The organism is Aeromicrobium sp. 636 (genome assembly GCF_024433585.1).
GTDB lineage: Bacteria > Actinomycetota > Actinomycetes > Propionibacteriales > Nocardioidaceae > Aeromicrobium > Aeromicrobium senzhongii.
Window position 1 is genome coordinate 371,113 of the sequence record NZ_WNJU01000004.1, and the last position, 14,295, is coordinate 385,407.

Consider the following 14,295-nt stretch of genomic DNA (forward strand, 5'->3'; position numbering starts at 1 on the left):
TTCTTCCGGGGGCGCCGTCGTCGTTCAGCCTGCGGCCCGCCGCGGCGTCGTTTCCCGCCGCGTAGGCTCGGGCCGTGCGCGGTCCCGACATCCCCTCCACGCCTGTGTCGGCACTGGGGCCCGTGCTGCTCGTCCTGATCGGCGGCGCGGTGGGCACGCTCGTGCGGGCCGTGCTCGAGGACACGTTCGCGGCGGGCCCGGGGGAGTGGCCCTGGACCACCTTCGCCATCAACGTGTCCGGATCGTTCCTGCTGGGCGCGCTCGTGTCGGCGCTCGCGGTACGCGGTGACGACAGCGGTGGGCGTCGCCGAGTGCGGCTTGCCGTGGGCACCGGCGTCCTCGGCGGCTTCACGACGTACAGCACGTTCATCGTCGAGGTCGACGAGTTGCTGCGCGACGGGGCGCTCGGTCTGGGCGCGGCCTACGCGCTGGGCAGTGTCGTCGCCGGTGTCCTGGCGGCGGGGCTGGGCGTGCTGCTCGGGGGCGCGCGGACGACGTCGGTCGATCCGGACGAGGCCGGCCGATGATCGGCCTCGTGGTGCTGGCCGGAGGGCTCGGCGCGGTGCTGCGGTTCGTCGTGGATGCATGGGTGGCGCGTGTGGTCCGTTCGCGGGTGCCCCTCGGAACCCTCGTCGTCAATGTCACCGGCTCGTTCCTGCTCGGACTCGTCGTGGCGCTCAGTGGCGACCATGGCGTCGGTGCGGACGTCCGCTCGGTGGTCGGGACGGGTCTGCTGGGCGGGTACACGACCTTCTCGGCAGCGAGTGTCGAAGCGGTGAGCCTGGCCCGGCAGCGCGGCTCCCGTGCCCTCGTGACGGCGACTGTGCACGCGGCCGCGATGCTCGTCTGCAGCCTCCTCGCGGCCGGGCTCGGCCTCTGGTTCGGGGGACGCTGACGCCAGGGCGATCTACAGGGCGATCTCCGGCTTGATCTGCGACACCTTCCAGATCCTTCGTCGATAGGCCGCGAGGGCCGTCAGGGCCACCGATCCCACCACGTACGCCGCGAGCACCGCGATGTCGCGCGGCAGGCTGTCGAGCGCCGCGTCGTACATCAGGTGTCGGATGCCGTCGATGGCGTAGGACATCGGCAGGACGTGGTGGGCGGCCTGCAGCGCGCCGGGCAAGGTCTGCCACGGGAACGTGCCGCCGGCGCTGGCCAATTGCAGGACCAGCAGGACCAGCCCGAGGAACTGACCGACCGGCCCGAGCCACGCGTTGAGGCAGTGCACGATGGCCACGAAGGCCGCGGCCACCAGCATGAGGAACAGCGCGACCTGCGCGGCACGGAGCACGTCGATGCCCACCACCGACACCACGACGCCGAGCATGACGAGCACCTGCACGGCCGCGAGGAGCGCGGGGGTGAGCCAGCCACCGAGAGCCGTGCGCAACGGGGACTGACGCGCGGCGATGGCGCGGTTGGACAGCGGCCGCACCAGCAGGAACATGACGTAGCTGCCGACCCAGGTGCCGATGCACAGGAAGAACGGAGCCAGTCCGGCGCCGTAGCTGTCGGCGGACGCCTGGGCGACGTCCCGGGTCTGGATCGGCGAGGCGATGGCCTCGGCGGCCTCGTCGCGGCGCTCACGGCCGAGGTCCGGGACCGAGTTGATGCCGTCCTCCAGCCCGGTCGCCAGGCGCTGGGACCCCGCGCGGGCCGTGCCCAGCCCGGTGGTCAGCTCGTCGGCGCCCGATGCCAGCTTCCTCGCCCCGTTCTCGGCCTCGAGCTGCCCGCTGACGAGCCGGGCGCTGCCGGACTCGGCGGTCGTGAGGCCGTTCTTGAGCGTCGCGGTGCCGTTCGCGACCTTCTCGGCGCCGGCGGCCAGCTCGTCGATCTGGGCGTCCGTGGCCTGGACCTTGTCGTTGAGCTGGTTCAGCGGTGCTCCGAGCTGGTCGACCTGCGCCAGGATCCGGCGCTGCTGGGCCGGAGTGAGTCCGGCGTCGTCCAGGAGCTCGGCGATGTCGGCCCGCGCCTGCGGGAGCGCCTCATTGGCCGTCTTGGAGGCGGCCGCGATGTCGTCGGCCACCGTCGCGATCTTCTCGTTGCCGGCGGCCACCTGGCGCGACCCGCTCTCGAGCTCGGCCGTGCCCGAGGCGGCACTGCTGATGCCTCGGCCGAGCGTGCGCTGGCCCTCGAGCAGGGTCGCCTGCCCGTCGGCCAGCTTCGTGGCGCCGGTGGCGAGCCGCTCGCTGCCCTTCTCCGCCTCGGCGATGCCCTGGGTCAGCTTCTCGGCGCCGGCTCCGGCCTCCTGCAGCTTGTCGTGCAGGGTCGAGAAGCCCAGCAGGAACGCGGCAGCGGCCTTCTCGCCGACGTTCTGGTCGATCGACGCGCTGACCCTCGACAGGACCTGGTCGGCGATCGTGGCCGAGAGGTAGTTGTTCGCCTCGTTCGTGGTCAGGATCAGCGTGCCCTTCTTGGGGTCGAAGTCCGCCGTCGAGGCGAGCGCCTCGGAGAACCCCCGGGGAATGGTCAGGGCGAACAGGTACTCGCCGTTCTCGACACCGCGGTCCGCGTCGGCGGCGGACACCTCGCGCCAGTCGAACGAGCCGTCCTTCACCAGGTCGCGAGCCACCTCGCGGCCGGCGTCGATGCGCCCGCTCTGCTTGCTCTCGGCGGGCTGGTCCTCGACGACGAGCGCGGCCTCGACGGTGGTGAGGCGGCCGTACGGGTCGTGATTGGCCCACAGGTAGAGCGAGGCGTAGAGGGTCGGGATCAGGATCACGGCCGCGATGGCCAGCCGGGGGAGCAGTCCGGCACTGAGCCTCAGGAGCTCGGTGAGGGCGAGCCGCAGCGATGTCATCAGGACCTCCCGAGGGTGGCGTGCGAGTGGTCGACACCCTGCAGGGTGGTCGTGGTCAGCTGCAGGCACACGGCGTAGCCGGAGTCGGCCAGCTCGCGGGCCACCCCGAGGGCCTCGTCGGCCTGCACGCCGTAACGGTCGGGACAACACAGGACGAGGGCGCGGACGCCGGGGCGCTGGGCGGCGAGATACGCGAGCAGCTGGAACCGCAACGCGGCCGGCACGTCCTCGACGCGCGTGCGACGCCAGTCCTCGGCGCCGTACTGGCTCAGCGTCTCGCGCACGTGCCTCGGCCGGGCGGGCAGGCGCGCCATCGCCAGCTCCTCGCCGATCGCCGTCGACAGCGACACGACCTCGTCGGGCTCGGAGACCGCCGGCACGTCGACGACGGCCACCTCGCGGCGCAGCCGCTGCCCGTCCGCCTCGCCGTCGACCAGGACCTGCCCCGAGGACGGGACCATCCGGCCGGCCACGACGAGGCTGAAAGCCGTGTGGCCCGTCCCCGGCGGCCCGTCGATGATCGTGACGGCTCCGGACTCGATCGTCGCTGAGGTGGGGCGCAGCAGGGGCGAATGAGGGCCGTCCACCGCGACAGCCAGGGATTCGATGCGCATGGGACCTCGCTACGGCAGTCGGTTCCCTCCACTGTGACCCAGCGTGGCGGGAACCGAAACCGGAGAGCGACGCCCGCCGGACCCCGGCCGCGTCAGAGCACGAGCTCGGCCATGAGGCGCAAGGTGGCCTCGTCGCCCCCGACCATGAGCGTCGTGACGACGGACTCGCGCCAGGCGGCGAGATCGTCGCGGATCTTCTCCTTCGGTCCGATCAGGGCGATCTTCTCGACGAGGTCGAGGGGGACGGCGGCCGTGGCCTCGTCCTTGCGACCCTCCAGGTACAGGTCCTGGATCTTCGTGCAGACCTCCTCGAACCCCAGGCGCGCGACGGCGTCGAAGTGGAAGTTGGCGCCCTTCGCGCCCATGCCGCCGACGTACAGCGCGATGAACGGACGGATCCAGTCGGCTGCCGCCTCCAGGTCGTCGGACACGATGACCTGCACCGGGCAGGCGACCTCGAACTGGTCGCGCGGCAACCGCTCGGGCGAGCGCAGCGCGAAGCCGGCCTCGAGCGCGTCATGGGCGAACGTCGCGTCGTGCGGCGAGTAGAAGAACGGGATCCAGCCGTCGGCGATCTCGGCCGAGAGGGCGATGTTCTTCGGCCCTTCGGCGGCCAGCAGGAGGGGGATCTGATCGCGGACCGGGTGCAGCGTCGAACGCAGCGACTTGCCCAGGCCGGTGGACTTCAGGCCGTACTTGTCGACGTAGGGGATCTGGATCTGGGCGCCGTCGTGGGCGACCTTCTCGCGGGCGATCGCCTGACGCAGCACGTCGAAGTACTCGCGGGTGCGCGCCAGCGGGCGCGGGTAGGGCTGGCCGTACCAACCCTCCACGACCTGTGGGCCCGAGACGCCCAGCCCGAGCATCATCCGGCCGCCCGAGAGGTGATCGAGGGTCATGGCGGCCATCGCGGTGGCCGTGGGGGTGCGGGCGGACATCTGGACGATGCCGGTGCCGAGCTTGATCCGCTCGGTCGAGGCGCCCAGCCAGGCCAGCGGCGTCAGGGCGTCGGAGCCGTAGGCCTCCGCGGTCCAGACCGAGTCGTAGCCCAGCTCCTCGGCCAGGGCGACCTGCGCGGCCTGTCCCGGCGGCTGTCCCTTGCCCCAGTAGCCGAGGCTGAGTCCGAGCTTCATCCGTCTGCACCTCCCATGAGCGGGCGCACGTCGCCCGTGTCGTGGCTCACGCTGCCACATCGAGGGCCGCCGCGTCCCGGATGGTCCCGAGGTGGGTCAGCGTCGGGCGCGTCGGCGGACCCCCAGCACGACGACGGCGCCCAGGCCCACGGGGATCAGCCACGGTGTCAGCAGTCCGGCGACGGTGACCAGCCCGTCCACGGTGGCGACGAGGGCGTTCCAGCCGCGCGTGAGGCCCCCACTGAAGCCCTCACCGGGCTCGACCGGGCGCGCGGTGTCCCGGGGCGTCACGAGCACCTCGATGGTGGCCAGGGAGGTCTGGTCGCGCAGTGCGCGGCGCTGGCCCTGCAGCGCCTCGAGATCTCCCTGGCGCTGGGTGAGCTGGGCCTCGGCGTCGAGCAGGTCTCGGGTCGACGAGGACTCCGCGATGATCGCCCGCAACCGCCGGATCGACGTCTCCAGCGACGCGATGCGCGCGTCGACGTCCGCGATCGTGGCCGCCTCGTCGGTGCGCTCGAGGTATACCGAGGACGGCGCGCCGAGGGAGTCGAGCTCGCGCCGGAGCGCCTCGACGCCGTCGGCGGGCACGCGCACGGTGAGTGAGGCCGAGCCCTCCGCGCCGCCCTCGATGGTCTCGGCGTCGATGCGTCCCAGGCGCCCCGCGACGAACGTGCGGATCACCGCGACCGCGTCGCGCACGTCGTCGACCTCGACCGACATCGAGCCCGTCGTGACGACGGTCGTGAGCGGCGGGACCTCCGCGTCGGCAGCGGTGTCGTCCGCCTCGGCGCCCGCGTCCGACCGGGCACTCGGCGCCTCCGCCGCGGCCGTGTCATCGGCGGTGTTCGCCTTCGAGTCGCTCGAGGACCCGCCGAGCTCGCTCACTCCCACTCCGACGCCACCCACGACGACGACCGCCGCGGCGACGGCGCCCGCGAAGGCCGCCCGCACGCGCCGGCGCCGGTGCCGCGTGGCGCCCTCGTGCTCGGCGACCGCGTCCATCACGCCCACGCGCATCCGCTCGATCCGCTCCGGCTCGAGCACCGGCAGCTCCGTCCCGGTCATCAGGCACGCTCCTCTCGCAGGTCGCTGCGCAGGCGGGTCCGCAATCGCGACACGCGGTTGCGGACGGCTCCGTGGGTCACGCCGACTGCGGCGGCCGCCTGCTCGTAGGTCAGGTCACCGTCGACACACAGTTCGTACAACCGGCGATCGATGGGAGAGAGGCGGGCCACCGCCGCCTCGATGGCCGCCGCGACCGCTGCCTCCTCCAGGCGGCCGGAGGGATCGGCGTCGGGATCGACCGGCTCGTGCTCCAGCGCGACGGCGCGACGGCGCGCACGCTTGCGACGGGTGTTGAGCGCGGTGTACCGCGCCGTGACCATGAGCCACGGCAGGATCGAGCGGTCGGCGATCGTGATGTCGCCGATGCGCCGCCAGGCCGTGACGAACGTGTCCTGGCAGACGTCCTCGGCCTCGTCGGCGTCGCCGACGACCCGGTGCGCCTGCCAGTAGACGGCACCGACGTGCCGGTCGAACAGCGTGCCGAACGCGAACGTGTCGCCGCGTCGGGCCCGCGCCAGCAGCGCCGCGTCGCTCAGCGGAGCGTCATGCGCCTCGGGCTGGGCCGGTCCGGCCATCGTCTCGATCCTTGCCTCCACGACCTCTCATGTCGCGGTGCAGCGCATCGTCTCAGATCCAGCGGTCCCACCACATGCGTTCGCGCCACTGGTCGTACGTGATGATCCGGTTGGCCAGGATCGGGTAGAAGTACCAGAACATCGCGATGACGATGCCCACGTAGGCCGCGATGCCGCCCCACCACAGTCGGTCCGGGATGCGGCGGCGGATCGCGGCGAACACCAGGCACAGCGCCACGATCATGAACGGCACGATCGCGACGGCGTAGAAGGTGAAGATCGGGCGGCCCGAGGTGATCCACCACGGCGCCCACGTGGCCACGACGGCGACCAGCGGCAGGCTCCAGCGCCACGTGGGGTTGCGGATCCAGGCCACGAGCGCCGTGACCAGACCGAGCGTGCCGACCCACCAGATCGCGGGGTTGCCCAGCGTCAGCACCTGCCGGACGCACTTGGACTCGGCCGCCGCGCCACAGGCGGAGGCGGCGATGTCGAAGTTCGAGGAGACGTTCGTGGGCCGCCACTGGATGAGCCAGCCGAAGGCGTTGGTCTCGTAGGGGTGGGTCTTGGTCGCGAGGTAGTCGCCGGTGTGGAAGTTCCAGGTCATGACGTGGAAGCTCCACAGCGAGCGGAACGCGTCGATCAACCCGCCCAACGGGCCACGGGTGGGGTTGCTGACGCTGCCCCAGACCGGCTCGTCGCCGTAGCCGTGCCCGAAGCGCGTCTCGAAGGCGTCGTGGTTCAGCAGCCAGCCGGTCCAGCTGAGGAGGTAGACCACCAGCGCGACGCCGACGAGCGAGACGAAGGCGGGGAGGCCGGCACGCAGCACCCGCGTCACCGCCTCCTGCCACGTCGCGACCCGGCCTCGGGCCCACACGTCCCACACCACGACCGTGATGCCGAACGCCGCCAGCACGTACAGACCGCTCCACTTGGTCGCGATCGCCAGGCCGAAGCAGGCGCCGGCCGCCAGTTGCCAGGGGCGCAGCCAGATCCACGCATCGGGTCCGACCTCGCGCAGCTTGCGGGTGAGCCAGTCGCGGTCGGCGGCCAGGCAGGCGGTGGCGCAGACCAGCCAGAACGCGAGGAAGACGTCGAGCAGAGCGATGCGCGACATCGTGAAATGCAACCCGTCGAGGGTCAGCAGCAGGCCCGCCAGGCAGCCCAGCGCGATCGAGCCGGTGAGCCGCAGCACGAGGCGGGCCAGCACCAGGACCGTGAGGGAGCCGATGACGACGGCGCCGAAGCGCCACCCCAGCGGCGTCAGGCCGAACAGCTTCTCGCCGAACGCGATGAGCCATTTGCCACCGTCGGGGTGCACGACCCAGGTCGGGTCCTGGGTGAACACGTCGGTCTCACCGTTGATGATCCGGCCGTTCGCGTCATCGACGGCGTCGCGTGCGTACCCGCCGTGCAGGAGCCCCCAGGCGTCCTTGGCGTAGTACGTCTCGTCGAACGTCAGCGAGTTCGGGCTCGAGACCTTCCAGATCCGCAGGAGAAAGGCCAGCAACGCCACGGCGATCGGCCCGATCCATCCCCAGGCGCGCAGGCTGATGTTGTCGAGCAGAGTCACCCGGCACACCCTAGCCAGACTGGGAGCCGAGCGGGAGTGCCATCGAACTCGCAGTTACATCGGGCCCGTTCGCGCCGTGTGCCGCCGTGGCAGGATCGAGGGGTGCTGATCCTCGCCGGGACCCCCATCGGAACCGTGGCGGACGCCTCCGGGCGCCTCGCCCCCGCGTTGGCCGAGGCCGACGTCGTCGCGGCCGAGGACACCCGCCGCTTCCGGCGGCTGGCTGCCGACCTGGGCGTCGAGGTCACCGCTCGCGTCGTCTCGTACTTCGAGGGCAACGAGGAGCAGCGCACGGCCGAGCTGATGGACGACCTGCGCGCCGGCCGGACCGTCGTCCTGGTGACCGATGCCGGGATGCCGAGCGTGTCGGACCCGGGCTACCGGATCGTCGCCGCGGCCGTGGCCGAGGACCTGCCGGTCACCGCGATCCCGGGCCCCTCGGCCGTGCTGACGGCGCTGGCGGTCTCAGGGCTGCCGGTGGACCGCTTCTGCTTTGAGGGCTTTCCGCCCCGCAAGGCGGGGGAGCGCGCTCGGGTGCTCGGCACCCTCGCGACCGACCCGCGCACGATGGTCTTCTTCGAGTCCCCGCACCGCACCGCGGCGACCCTGGCGGCGATGGCCGAGGCATTCGGGCCCGACCGTCGCGCAGCCGTCTGCCGCGAGCTGACGAAGACGTACGAGGAGGTCGTGCGCGGTCCGCTGTCCGACCTCGCGCAGTGGGCCGGCGACGGTGATCGCGTGCGCGGCGAGATCACGATCGTCGTCTCCGGCGCGGAACCGGCGGCCCCCGAGGACCTCGACGAGACCGACCTCGCGGCGCTGGTCGAGCAGACCCGAGCCGAGGGCCTCAGCACGAAGGACGCGATCGCCGACGTCGCGCGGCGTACCGGAATCGCCCGCAAGGTGGTCTATGCCGCCGCCCACGCCCCGAAGGAGTCCTCATGAGCCAGCCGCTGAAGCTCGGGTACAAGGCCTCGGCCGAGCAGTTCGGTCCCCGTGACCTGGTCGAGTACGCCGTGGCCGCCGAGGCGCACGGCATGGAGTCGGTCTGGACCAGCGACCACTTCCAGCCGTGGCGCCACGTGGGCGGCCACGCCCCGTTCTCGCTCGCGTGGATGACCGCGGTGGGCGAGCGGACCCACTCCGTGGTCATCGGCACGTCCGTGATGACGCCGACGTTCCGCTACAACCCCGCCGTCATCGCCCAGGCGTTCGCCACGATGGGATGCCTGTACCCGGGTCGGATCGTGCTGGGCGTCGGCACCGGTGAGGCGCTCAACGAGATCGCCACCGGCTTCCGCGGTGCGGGCGAGCAGGACTGGCCCGAGTTCAAGGAGCGGTTCGCGCGGCTGCGCGAGTCGGTGCGCCTCATGCGGGCCCTGTGGTCCGACGAGCGGGTGTCCTTCGAGGGCGAGTACTACTCGACGCACGACGCCTCGATCTACGACCGCCCCGACGAGCCGATCCCGGTCTACATCGCGGCCGGCGGACCGGTCGTGGCGAAGTACGCCGGACGCATGGGAGACGGCTCGATCTGCACCTCGGGCAAGGGGCCCGAGCTCTACACCGAGAAGCTGCTGCCGGCGATGCGCGAGGGCGCCGAGGCCGCGGGGCGCGCCCCGCAGGAGGCTGACCGGATGATCGAGATCAAGCTCTCCTACGACACCGATCCCGAGCTGGCGCTGGAGAACACGCGCTTCTGGTCGCCGCTGTCGCTCACGCCCGAGCAGAAGCACTCCATCACCGACCCGGTCGAGATGGAGAAGGCGGCCGACGCGCTGCCGATCGAGCAGATCGCCAAGCGCTGGATCGTGGGCTCGGATCCCGACGAGGTCGTCGAGATGATCGGCCAGTACGTCGACTGGGGCTTCAACCACCTCGTGTTCCACGCGCCGGGGAACGACCAGAACCGCTTCCTCGAGCTGTTCGAGCGTGACCTGGCCCCGCGCCTGCGCGACCGCTGACCGCCGGGACGAGCCGCCGCCGGAGGGCTCACTAGACTCGGGAGCGTGCCCGAACCTCGTTTCTACGCCACGACGCCGATCTACTACGTGAACGACGCGCCCCACATCGGGCACGGCTACACCACCACGATCGGCGACGTCCTGACCCGCTGGCACCGCCAGCGCGGCGAGCGCGTCTGGTTCCTGACCGGCGTCGACGAGCACGGCCAGAAGGTCCTGCGCAAGGCCGAGGCCAACGGCGTGTCCCCGCAGGAGTGGGTCGACCGCCTCGTCGAGAACGAGTGGCTGCCGATGCTGCAGACGATCGACGCCGCCAACGACGACTTCATCCGCACGACCGAGCAGCGCCACGAGAAGGGCGCCCAGGCGTTCTGGCAGGCCCTGCACGACCGCGGCGAGGTCTACCGCGGCGAGTTCTCGGGCTGGTACAGCGTGGGCTCCGAGGAGTTCGTCGCCGACGAGTACGTGGCCGACGGCGAGGGCGAGGACGAGGGCTTCAAGATCTCGACGCTCGACGGCAGCCGCCTCGAGCACGTCACCGAGGAGAACTACTTCTTCCCGCTGAGCAAGTACGCCGACAAGCTGCTCGAGCTGTACGAGGCGCGTCCCGACTTCGTGCAGCCGGAGTCGGCGCGCAACGAGGTGCTCGCGTTCGTGCGCGGCGGCCTGAAGGACCTGTCGATCTCGCGGTCGACGTTCGACTGGGGCATCCCGCTGCCGTGGGACGACTCGCACGTCATGTACGTCTGGATCGAGGCGCTGCTGAACTACGTCACGGCGGCCGGCTACGGCGTCGACGACGAGCGGTTCGAGGACCTGTGGCCCGCGAACGTGCACCTGGTCGGCAAGGACATCGTGCGCTTCCACGCGGTCATCTGGCCGGCCCTGCTGATGGCCGCGGGGCTGCCCGTGCCGCACCGGGTCTTCGCGCACGGCTGGCTCCTGGTGGGCGGCCAGAAGATGAGCAAGAGCAAGGCCAACGGCATCCACCCGAACGAGATCGTGGCCACGTTCGGCTCCGACGCCTACCGCTACTACTTCACGCGGGCGCTGACGTTCGGCAGCGACGGGTCGATCTCGTGGGAGGACATCGGCGCGCGGTACCACGCCGAGCTCGCCAACGGCTTCGGCAACCTCGCGTCCCGCGTGGCCGCCATGATCGGCAAGTACTTCGACGGCGAGCTGCCGGCTGCCGGCGAGCTGGGCCCGGCCGAGCAGCACATCGTCGAGACCGTGGCGACGGCCGTGGCCGAGGCCGACGAGGCGATGGAGCGCATCGCGCCGCAGGACGCCCTCACCGCGATCTGGCGCATCGTCGACGCCCTCAACCTGTACATCACCGAGTCCGAGCCGTGGGCCGTCGCCAAGGACGAGTCGCAGCGCGAGCGCCTGGGCACCATCCTCAACACCGCGGCCGAGGGCCTGCGCGTCCTGGCGGTCACCCTGCACCCGGTCATGCCCAAGGCGACCACCTCCCTGTGGGAGTCCCTCGGTGCCGAGCCCGACCTCGGCCCGGTCGCCGACCAGCGCCTCGACGAGGTGGCGACGTGGGGCCGGCTGCGCCCGGGCGCCACCGTGACCAAGGTGCCGTCGCTGTTCCCGCGCATCGATCTCGCGCAGGACTGAGCCGTGAGCCTCACCGAGGGCTGGCCGCAGGCGCCCGAGCCGTTGCCGCGGCCGGTCGTCGACAACCACTGCCACCTCGACACGCGGATCCGCGGGGGAGCCCTGATCCCCGTCGACGAGGCACTCGATCGTGCCGCCGCCGTCGGCGTGACGCGCACCGTCCAGGTCGGGTGCGACCTCGAGAGCTCGCGGTGGGCGGTCGAGGTCGCCCGGCAGCAGCCCAGCGTCGTCGCCGCCGTGGCGATGCACCCCAACGACGCCGCTCGCAGCGCGACGCTCGAGGACGATCTCGCTGAGATCGACCGCCTCGCGGCCGACCCCGTGGTCCGTGCCGTCGGCGAGACCGGTCTGGACTACTTCCGCACCGGCGCCGAGGGCCGGCCGGCCCAGCAGTACTCGTTCCGTCGTCACATCCGGATCGCCAAGCGGCACGACCGCACGCTGGTGATCCACGATCGCGACGCGCACGACGACGTGCTCTCGCTCCTCGACGACGAGGGTGTGCCCGAGCGGGTCGTCATGCACTGCTTCAGCGGTGACGCCGACGTCGCGCGACGCTGCCTGGACCGCGGCGCCTACCTGTCCTTCGCGGGAACGGTCACCTTCAAGAACGCCGAGTACCTGCGCGACGCCCTGCGGATCGCGCCGCGCGACCGCATCCTCGTCGAGACCGACGCGCCGTTCCTGACGCCCATGCCGCACCGGGGCGAGCCGAACGCGTCCTTCCTGATTCCGCACACGGTGCGGTTCATGGCCGAGGTGCTCGACACCGACCTCGCGCAGCTGTGCGACGCCATCGCCGAGAACACCGATCGGGCGTTCGGCGGACACTGGTCCGAGCGCGGCGATATCGTGGCCTGAACCACAGAACTTGATATCGCAGTCCCCGTCACGCATGGTGGATTGGTTGCATCTCCGAAACCCTGAGGTTGTTTGTGCCCCGTCTGTTACCTGAAGTCACTGCCAAGAACGCGCTCGTCATGGGTGCCCTGGCGACCGGTCTGGTCGTTGCCATCGGCGGCGTCGTCCACGCCTCCACCTACGACCAGCTCGTCCGTGTCGACGTCGACGGCGTGGTCACCGAAGTGCGGACCGAGAGCGACTCCGTCGCCGATCTGCTCGACGAGAAGAACGTCACCGTGGCCGCCACCGACAAGGTCAGCCCGGCTCCCGTCACCGAGCTCGACGACGGCGACGTCGTCAAGGTGCGCCGCGCCAAGGCCGTCACGCTGGTCGTCGACGGCAAGATCAGCCAGCGCACCGTCCACGACGTCGATGTCGCCGGAGCGCTCGACACGCTCGGCGTCGAGCCGAAGGAGGGGGCCGTCTTCTCGATGGCGCCCGACGAGCGTCTGAGCCGCGACGGCAACAGCGTCGTGGTCAGCAACCCCAAGGCCGTCACCTTGAAGGTCGACGGCGAGAAGAAGACGCTCACCACCGCGGCTCCCACCGTGCATTCCCTGCTCGAGCAGCACGGGGTCGAGGTCGGCAAGCTCGACGAGGTCAAGCCGGGCCTCGGCTCGTACCTCAAGCCGCGCCAGGCGCTGCGCGTCGTCCGGATCAAGAAGGTCACGCGCACCGAGAAGATCCCGGTCGACCACAAGGTCACCTACTCCTCCGACCCGTCGCTGTTCAAGGGCGACACCGAGGTCGTCAGGGAGGGTCGCGACGGTCTCGACCGCGCGAAGGTCGAGCTGATCCTGGCCGACGGCAAGCTCCGCGAGCGCCGGGTCATCTCCCGCAACTCGGTCCGTCCGCCGGTCACCGGTGTGGTGAAGCGCGGCACGAAGGCCAAGCCCGCACCCGAGACCCCCGACTCGTCGATCGACGGCGGCGTCTGGGACCGGATCGCCAAGTGCGAGTCCGGCGGCAACTGGAGCATCAACACCGGCAACGGCTACTACGGCGGCCTGCAGTTCTCGCTCGCCACGTGGCGCAGCGTCGGCGGCCCGGGCTACCCGCACGAGCAGAGCAAGGCGACCCAGATCAAGTACGCCAAGATCCTGCAGGCGCGTTCGGGCTGGGGCCAGTGGTCCTGCGCGGCCAAGGTCGGTATCCGCTGAACGACTCCCGCCCGGACGAAACCGTCCGCCTGCTCGGCGCTGCCGACATCCGTCGGCTCGCCGAGGAGGCAGGAGTGCGTCCCACCAAGCAGCGTGGCCAGAACTTCGTCATCGACGGCAACACGGTCCGGCGCATCGTCGACGTCTCGGGCGTGGGCCCGGACGACGTCGTCGTCGAGATCGGGCCCGGTCTGGGCTCGCTGACGCTGGCCCTGCTGGACCGCGCCCGCCACGTGACGGCGGTCGAGATCGACGAGGCGTTGGCCGCGCGGCTCCCGGCGACGATCGAGCAGTTCGCGCCCGGCGCGGCCGACCGCTTCGACCTCGTGCAGGCCGACGCCATGCGGGTCACCGAGTTGCCCGGGCCGGCGCCGACCGCGCTGGTCGCGAACCTGCCGTACAACGTGTCGGTGCCGGTCCTGTTGCACTTCCTCGAGACGTTCCCGTCGCTGCGCACCGTCCTGGTGATGGTGCAGGCCGAGGTGGCACACCGCCTCGCGGCCGGACCGGGATCGCGGACCTACGGCATCCCCAGCGTCAAGGCCGCCTGGTACGCCGACGTGCGACTGGCCGGCAACATCGGCCGCAACGTCTTCTGGCCCGCGCCGAACGTCGATTCGGCACTGGTCGCGATGACCCGTCACGAGCCGCTGCCGGGCGACCGCGCGGCGGTCTTCCGGGTCGTCGACGCCGCGTTCGCGCAGCGTCGCAAGACGCTGCGGGCCGCGCTGGCGGGTGTGGCCGGCGGCGGCCCCGCGGCCGAGGCGGCCCTGACGGCGGCGGGGATCGATCCCCGCACCCGGGGTGAGCAGTTGACGGTCGAGCAGTTCGCCGCCGTCGCTGCGTCGCTGGCCTCGGCCGGCCGTTAGGTTGGGGACC

14 protein-coding genes are annotated in these 14,295 nt (G+C 71.4%); 8 read left to right on the forward strand and 6 right to left on the reverse strand.

Features of this window, described 5'->3' with window-relative positions; genetic code table 11:
• Positions 1–74 precede the first annotated feature (74 nt).
• Both GL325_RS14670 and GL325_RS14675 read left to right on the forward strand, forming a co-directional pair.
• Positions 75–527 (forward strand): CrcB family protein, encoded by a 453-nt coding sequence (locus GL325_RS14670; RefSeq protein ID WP_255956231.1) that lies wholly within the window; start codon positions 75–77, stop codon positions 525–527.
• A complete protein-coding gene (locus GL325_RS14675) occupies positions 524–895 on the forward strand; it encodes a CrcB family protein (RefSeq protein WP_187769994.1) in 372 nt (123 codons plus the stop codon). The genes GL325_RS14670 and GL325_RS14675 overlap by 4 nt, the downstream gene beginning before the upstream one ends.
• A gap of 12 nt (positions 896–907) precedes the next feature.
• Here the strand turns inward: GL325_RS14675 and GL325_RS14680 are convergent, their stop codons facing one another.
• From GL325_RS14680 to GL325_RS14705, 6 genes are all read right to left on the reverse strand, one after another.
• Positions 908–2,803, reverse strand: coding sequence for a YhgE/Pip domain-containing protein (locus tag GL325_RS14680; RefSeq protein WP_187769995.1), 1,896 nt, complete (start codon positions 2,801–2,803; stop codon positions 908–910).
• Positions 2,803–3,417 (reverse strand): ATP-binding cassette domain-containing protein, encoded by a 615-nt coding sequence (locus GL325_RS14685; RefSeq protein WP_154595725.1) that lies wholly within the window; start codon positions 3,415–3,417, stop codon positions 2,803–2,805. Before GL325_RS14685 ends, GL325_RS14680 begins: the two co-directional genes overlap by 1 nt.
• 92 nt (positions 3,418–3,509) lie before the next feature.
• Entirely contained in the window at positions 3,510–4,550 is a 1,041-nt protein-coding gene (locus GL325_RS14690; protein WP_187769996.1) for an LLM class F420-dependent oxidoreductase, read from the reverse strand.
• A 96-nt stretch (positions 4,551–4,646) separates the two neighbouring features.
• A complete protein-coding gene (locus GL325_RS14695; RefSeq protein WP_187769997.1) occupies positions 4,647–5,615 on the reverse strand; it encodes a DUF4349 domain-containing protein in 969 nt (322 codons plus the stop codon).
• Positions 5,615–6,190 carry an RNA polymerase sigma factor gene (locus GL325_RS14700; protein WP_187769998.1) on the reverse strand — a complete coding sequence of 192 codons (576 nt, stop codon included), beginning with the start codon at positions 6,188–6,190 and terminating at the stop codon, positions 5,615–5,617. Before GL325_RS14700 ends, GL325_RS14695 begins: the two co-directional genes overlap by 1 nt.
• Positions 6,191–6,242: 52 nt before the next feature.
• Complete coding sequence (locus GL325_RS14705) at positions 6,243–7,763, reverse strand: phospholipid carrier-dependent glycosyltransferase (RefSeq protein WP_187769999.1); 1,521 nt, start codon at positions 7,761–7,763, stop codon at positions 6,243–6,245.
• Between the two features lie 102 nt (positions 7,764–7,865).
• On the opposite strand from GL325_RS14705, the gene rsmI reads away from it, so the two are divergent.
• The 6 genes from rsmI to rsmA all read left to right on the forward strand — a co-directional run bounded on the left by rsmI (position 7,866) and on the right by rsmA (position 14,285).
• Positions 7,866–8,708, forward strand: a complete 843-nt coding sequence (gene rsmI, locus GL325_RS14710) for a 16S rRNA (cytidine(1402)-2'-O)-methyltransferase (protein WP_187770000.1) — start codon at positions 7,866–7,868, stop codon at positions 8,706–8,708.
• A complete protein-coding gene (fgd, locus tag GL325_RS14715) occupies positions 8,705–9,727 on the forward strand; it encodes a glucose-6-phosphate dehydrogenase (coenzyme-F420) (protein WP_187770001.1) in 1,023 nt (340 codons plus the stop codon). The genes rsmI and fgd overlap by 4 nt, the downstream gene beginning before the upstream one ends.
• Positions 9,728–9,772: 45 nt before the next feature.
• The gene (metG, locus tag GL325_RS14720) at positions 9,773–11,353 is read left to right on the forward strand and encodes a methionine--tRNA ligase (protein WP_187770002.1); all 1,581 of its coding nucleotides are present in this window, start codon (positions 9,773–9,775) and stop codon (positions 11,351–11,353) included.
• A gap of 3 nt (positions 11,354–11,356) precedes the next feature.
• On the forward strand, positions 11,357–12,214 hold the full coding sequence (locus tag GL325_RS14725; RefSeq protein WP_187770003.1) for a TatD family hydrolase: 858 nt from the start codon (positions 11,357–11,359) through the stop codon (positions 12,212–12,214).
• Between the two features lie 119 nt (positions 12,215–12,333).
• Complete coding sequence (locus GL325_RS14730) at positions 12,334–13,416, forward strand: resuscitation-promoting factor (protein WP_187770004.1); 1,083 nt, start codon at positions 12,334–12,336, stop codon at positions 13,414–13,416.
• The gene (rsmA, locus tag GL325_RS14740; RefSeq protein ID WP_255499614.1) at positions 13,389–14,285 is read left to right on the forward strand and encodes a 16S rRNA (adenine(1518)-N(6)/adenine(1519)-N(6))-dimethyltransferase RsmA; all 897 of its coding nucleotides are present in this window, start codon (positions 13,389–13,391) and stop codon (positions 14,283–14,285) included. Before GL325_RS14730 ends, rsmA begins: the two co-directional genes overlap by 28 nt.
• Positions 14,286–14,295: the final 10 nt, after the last annotated feature.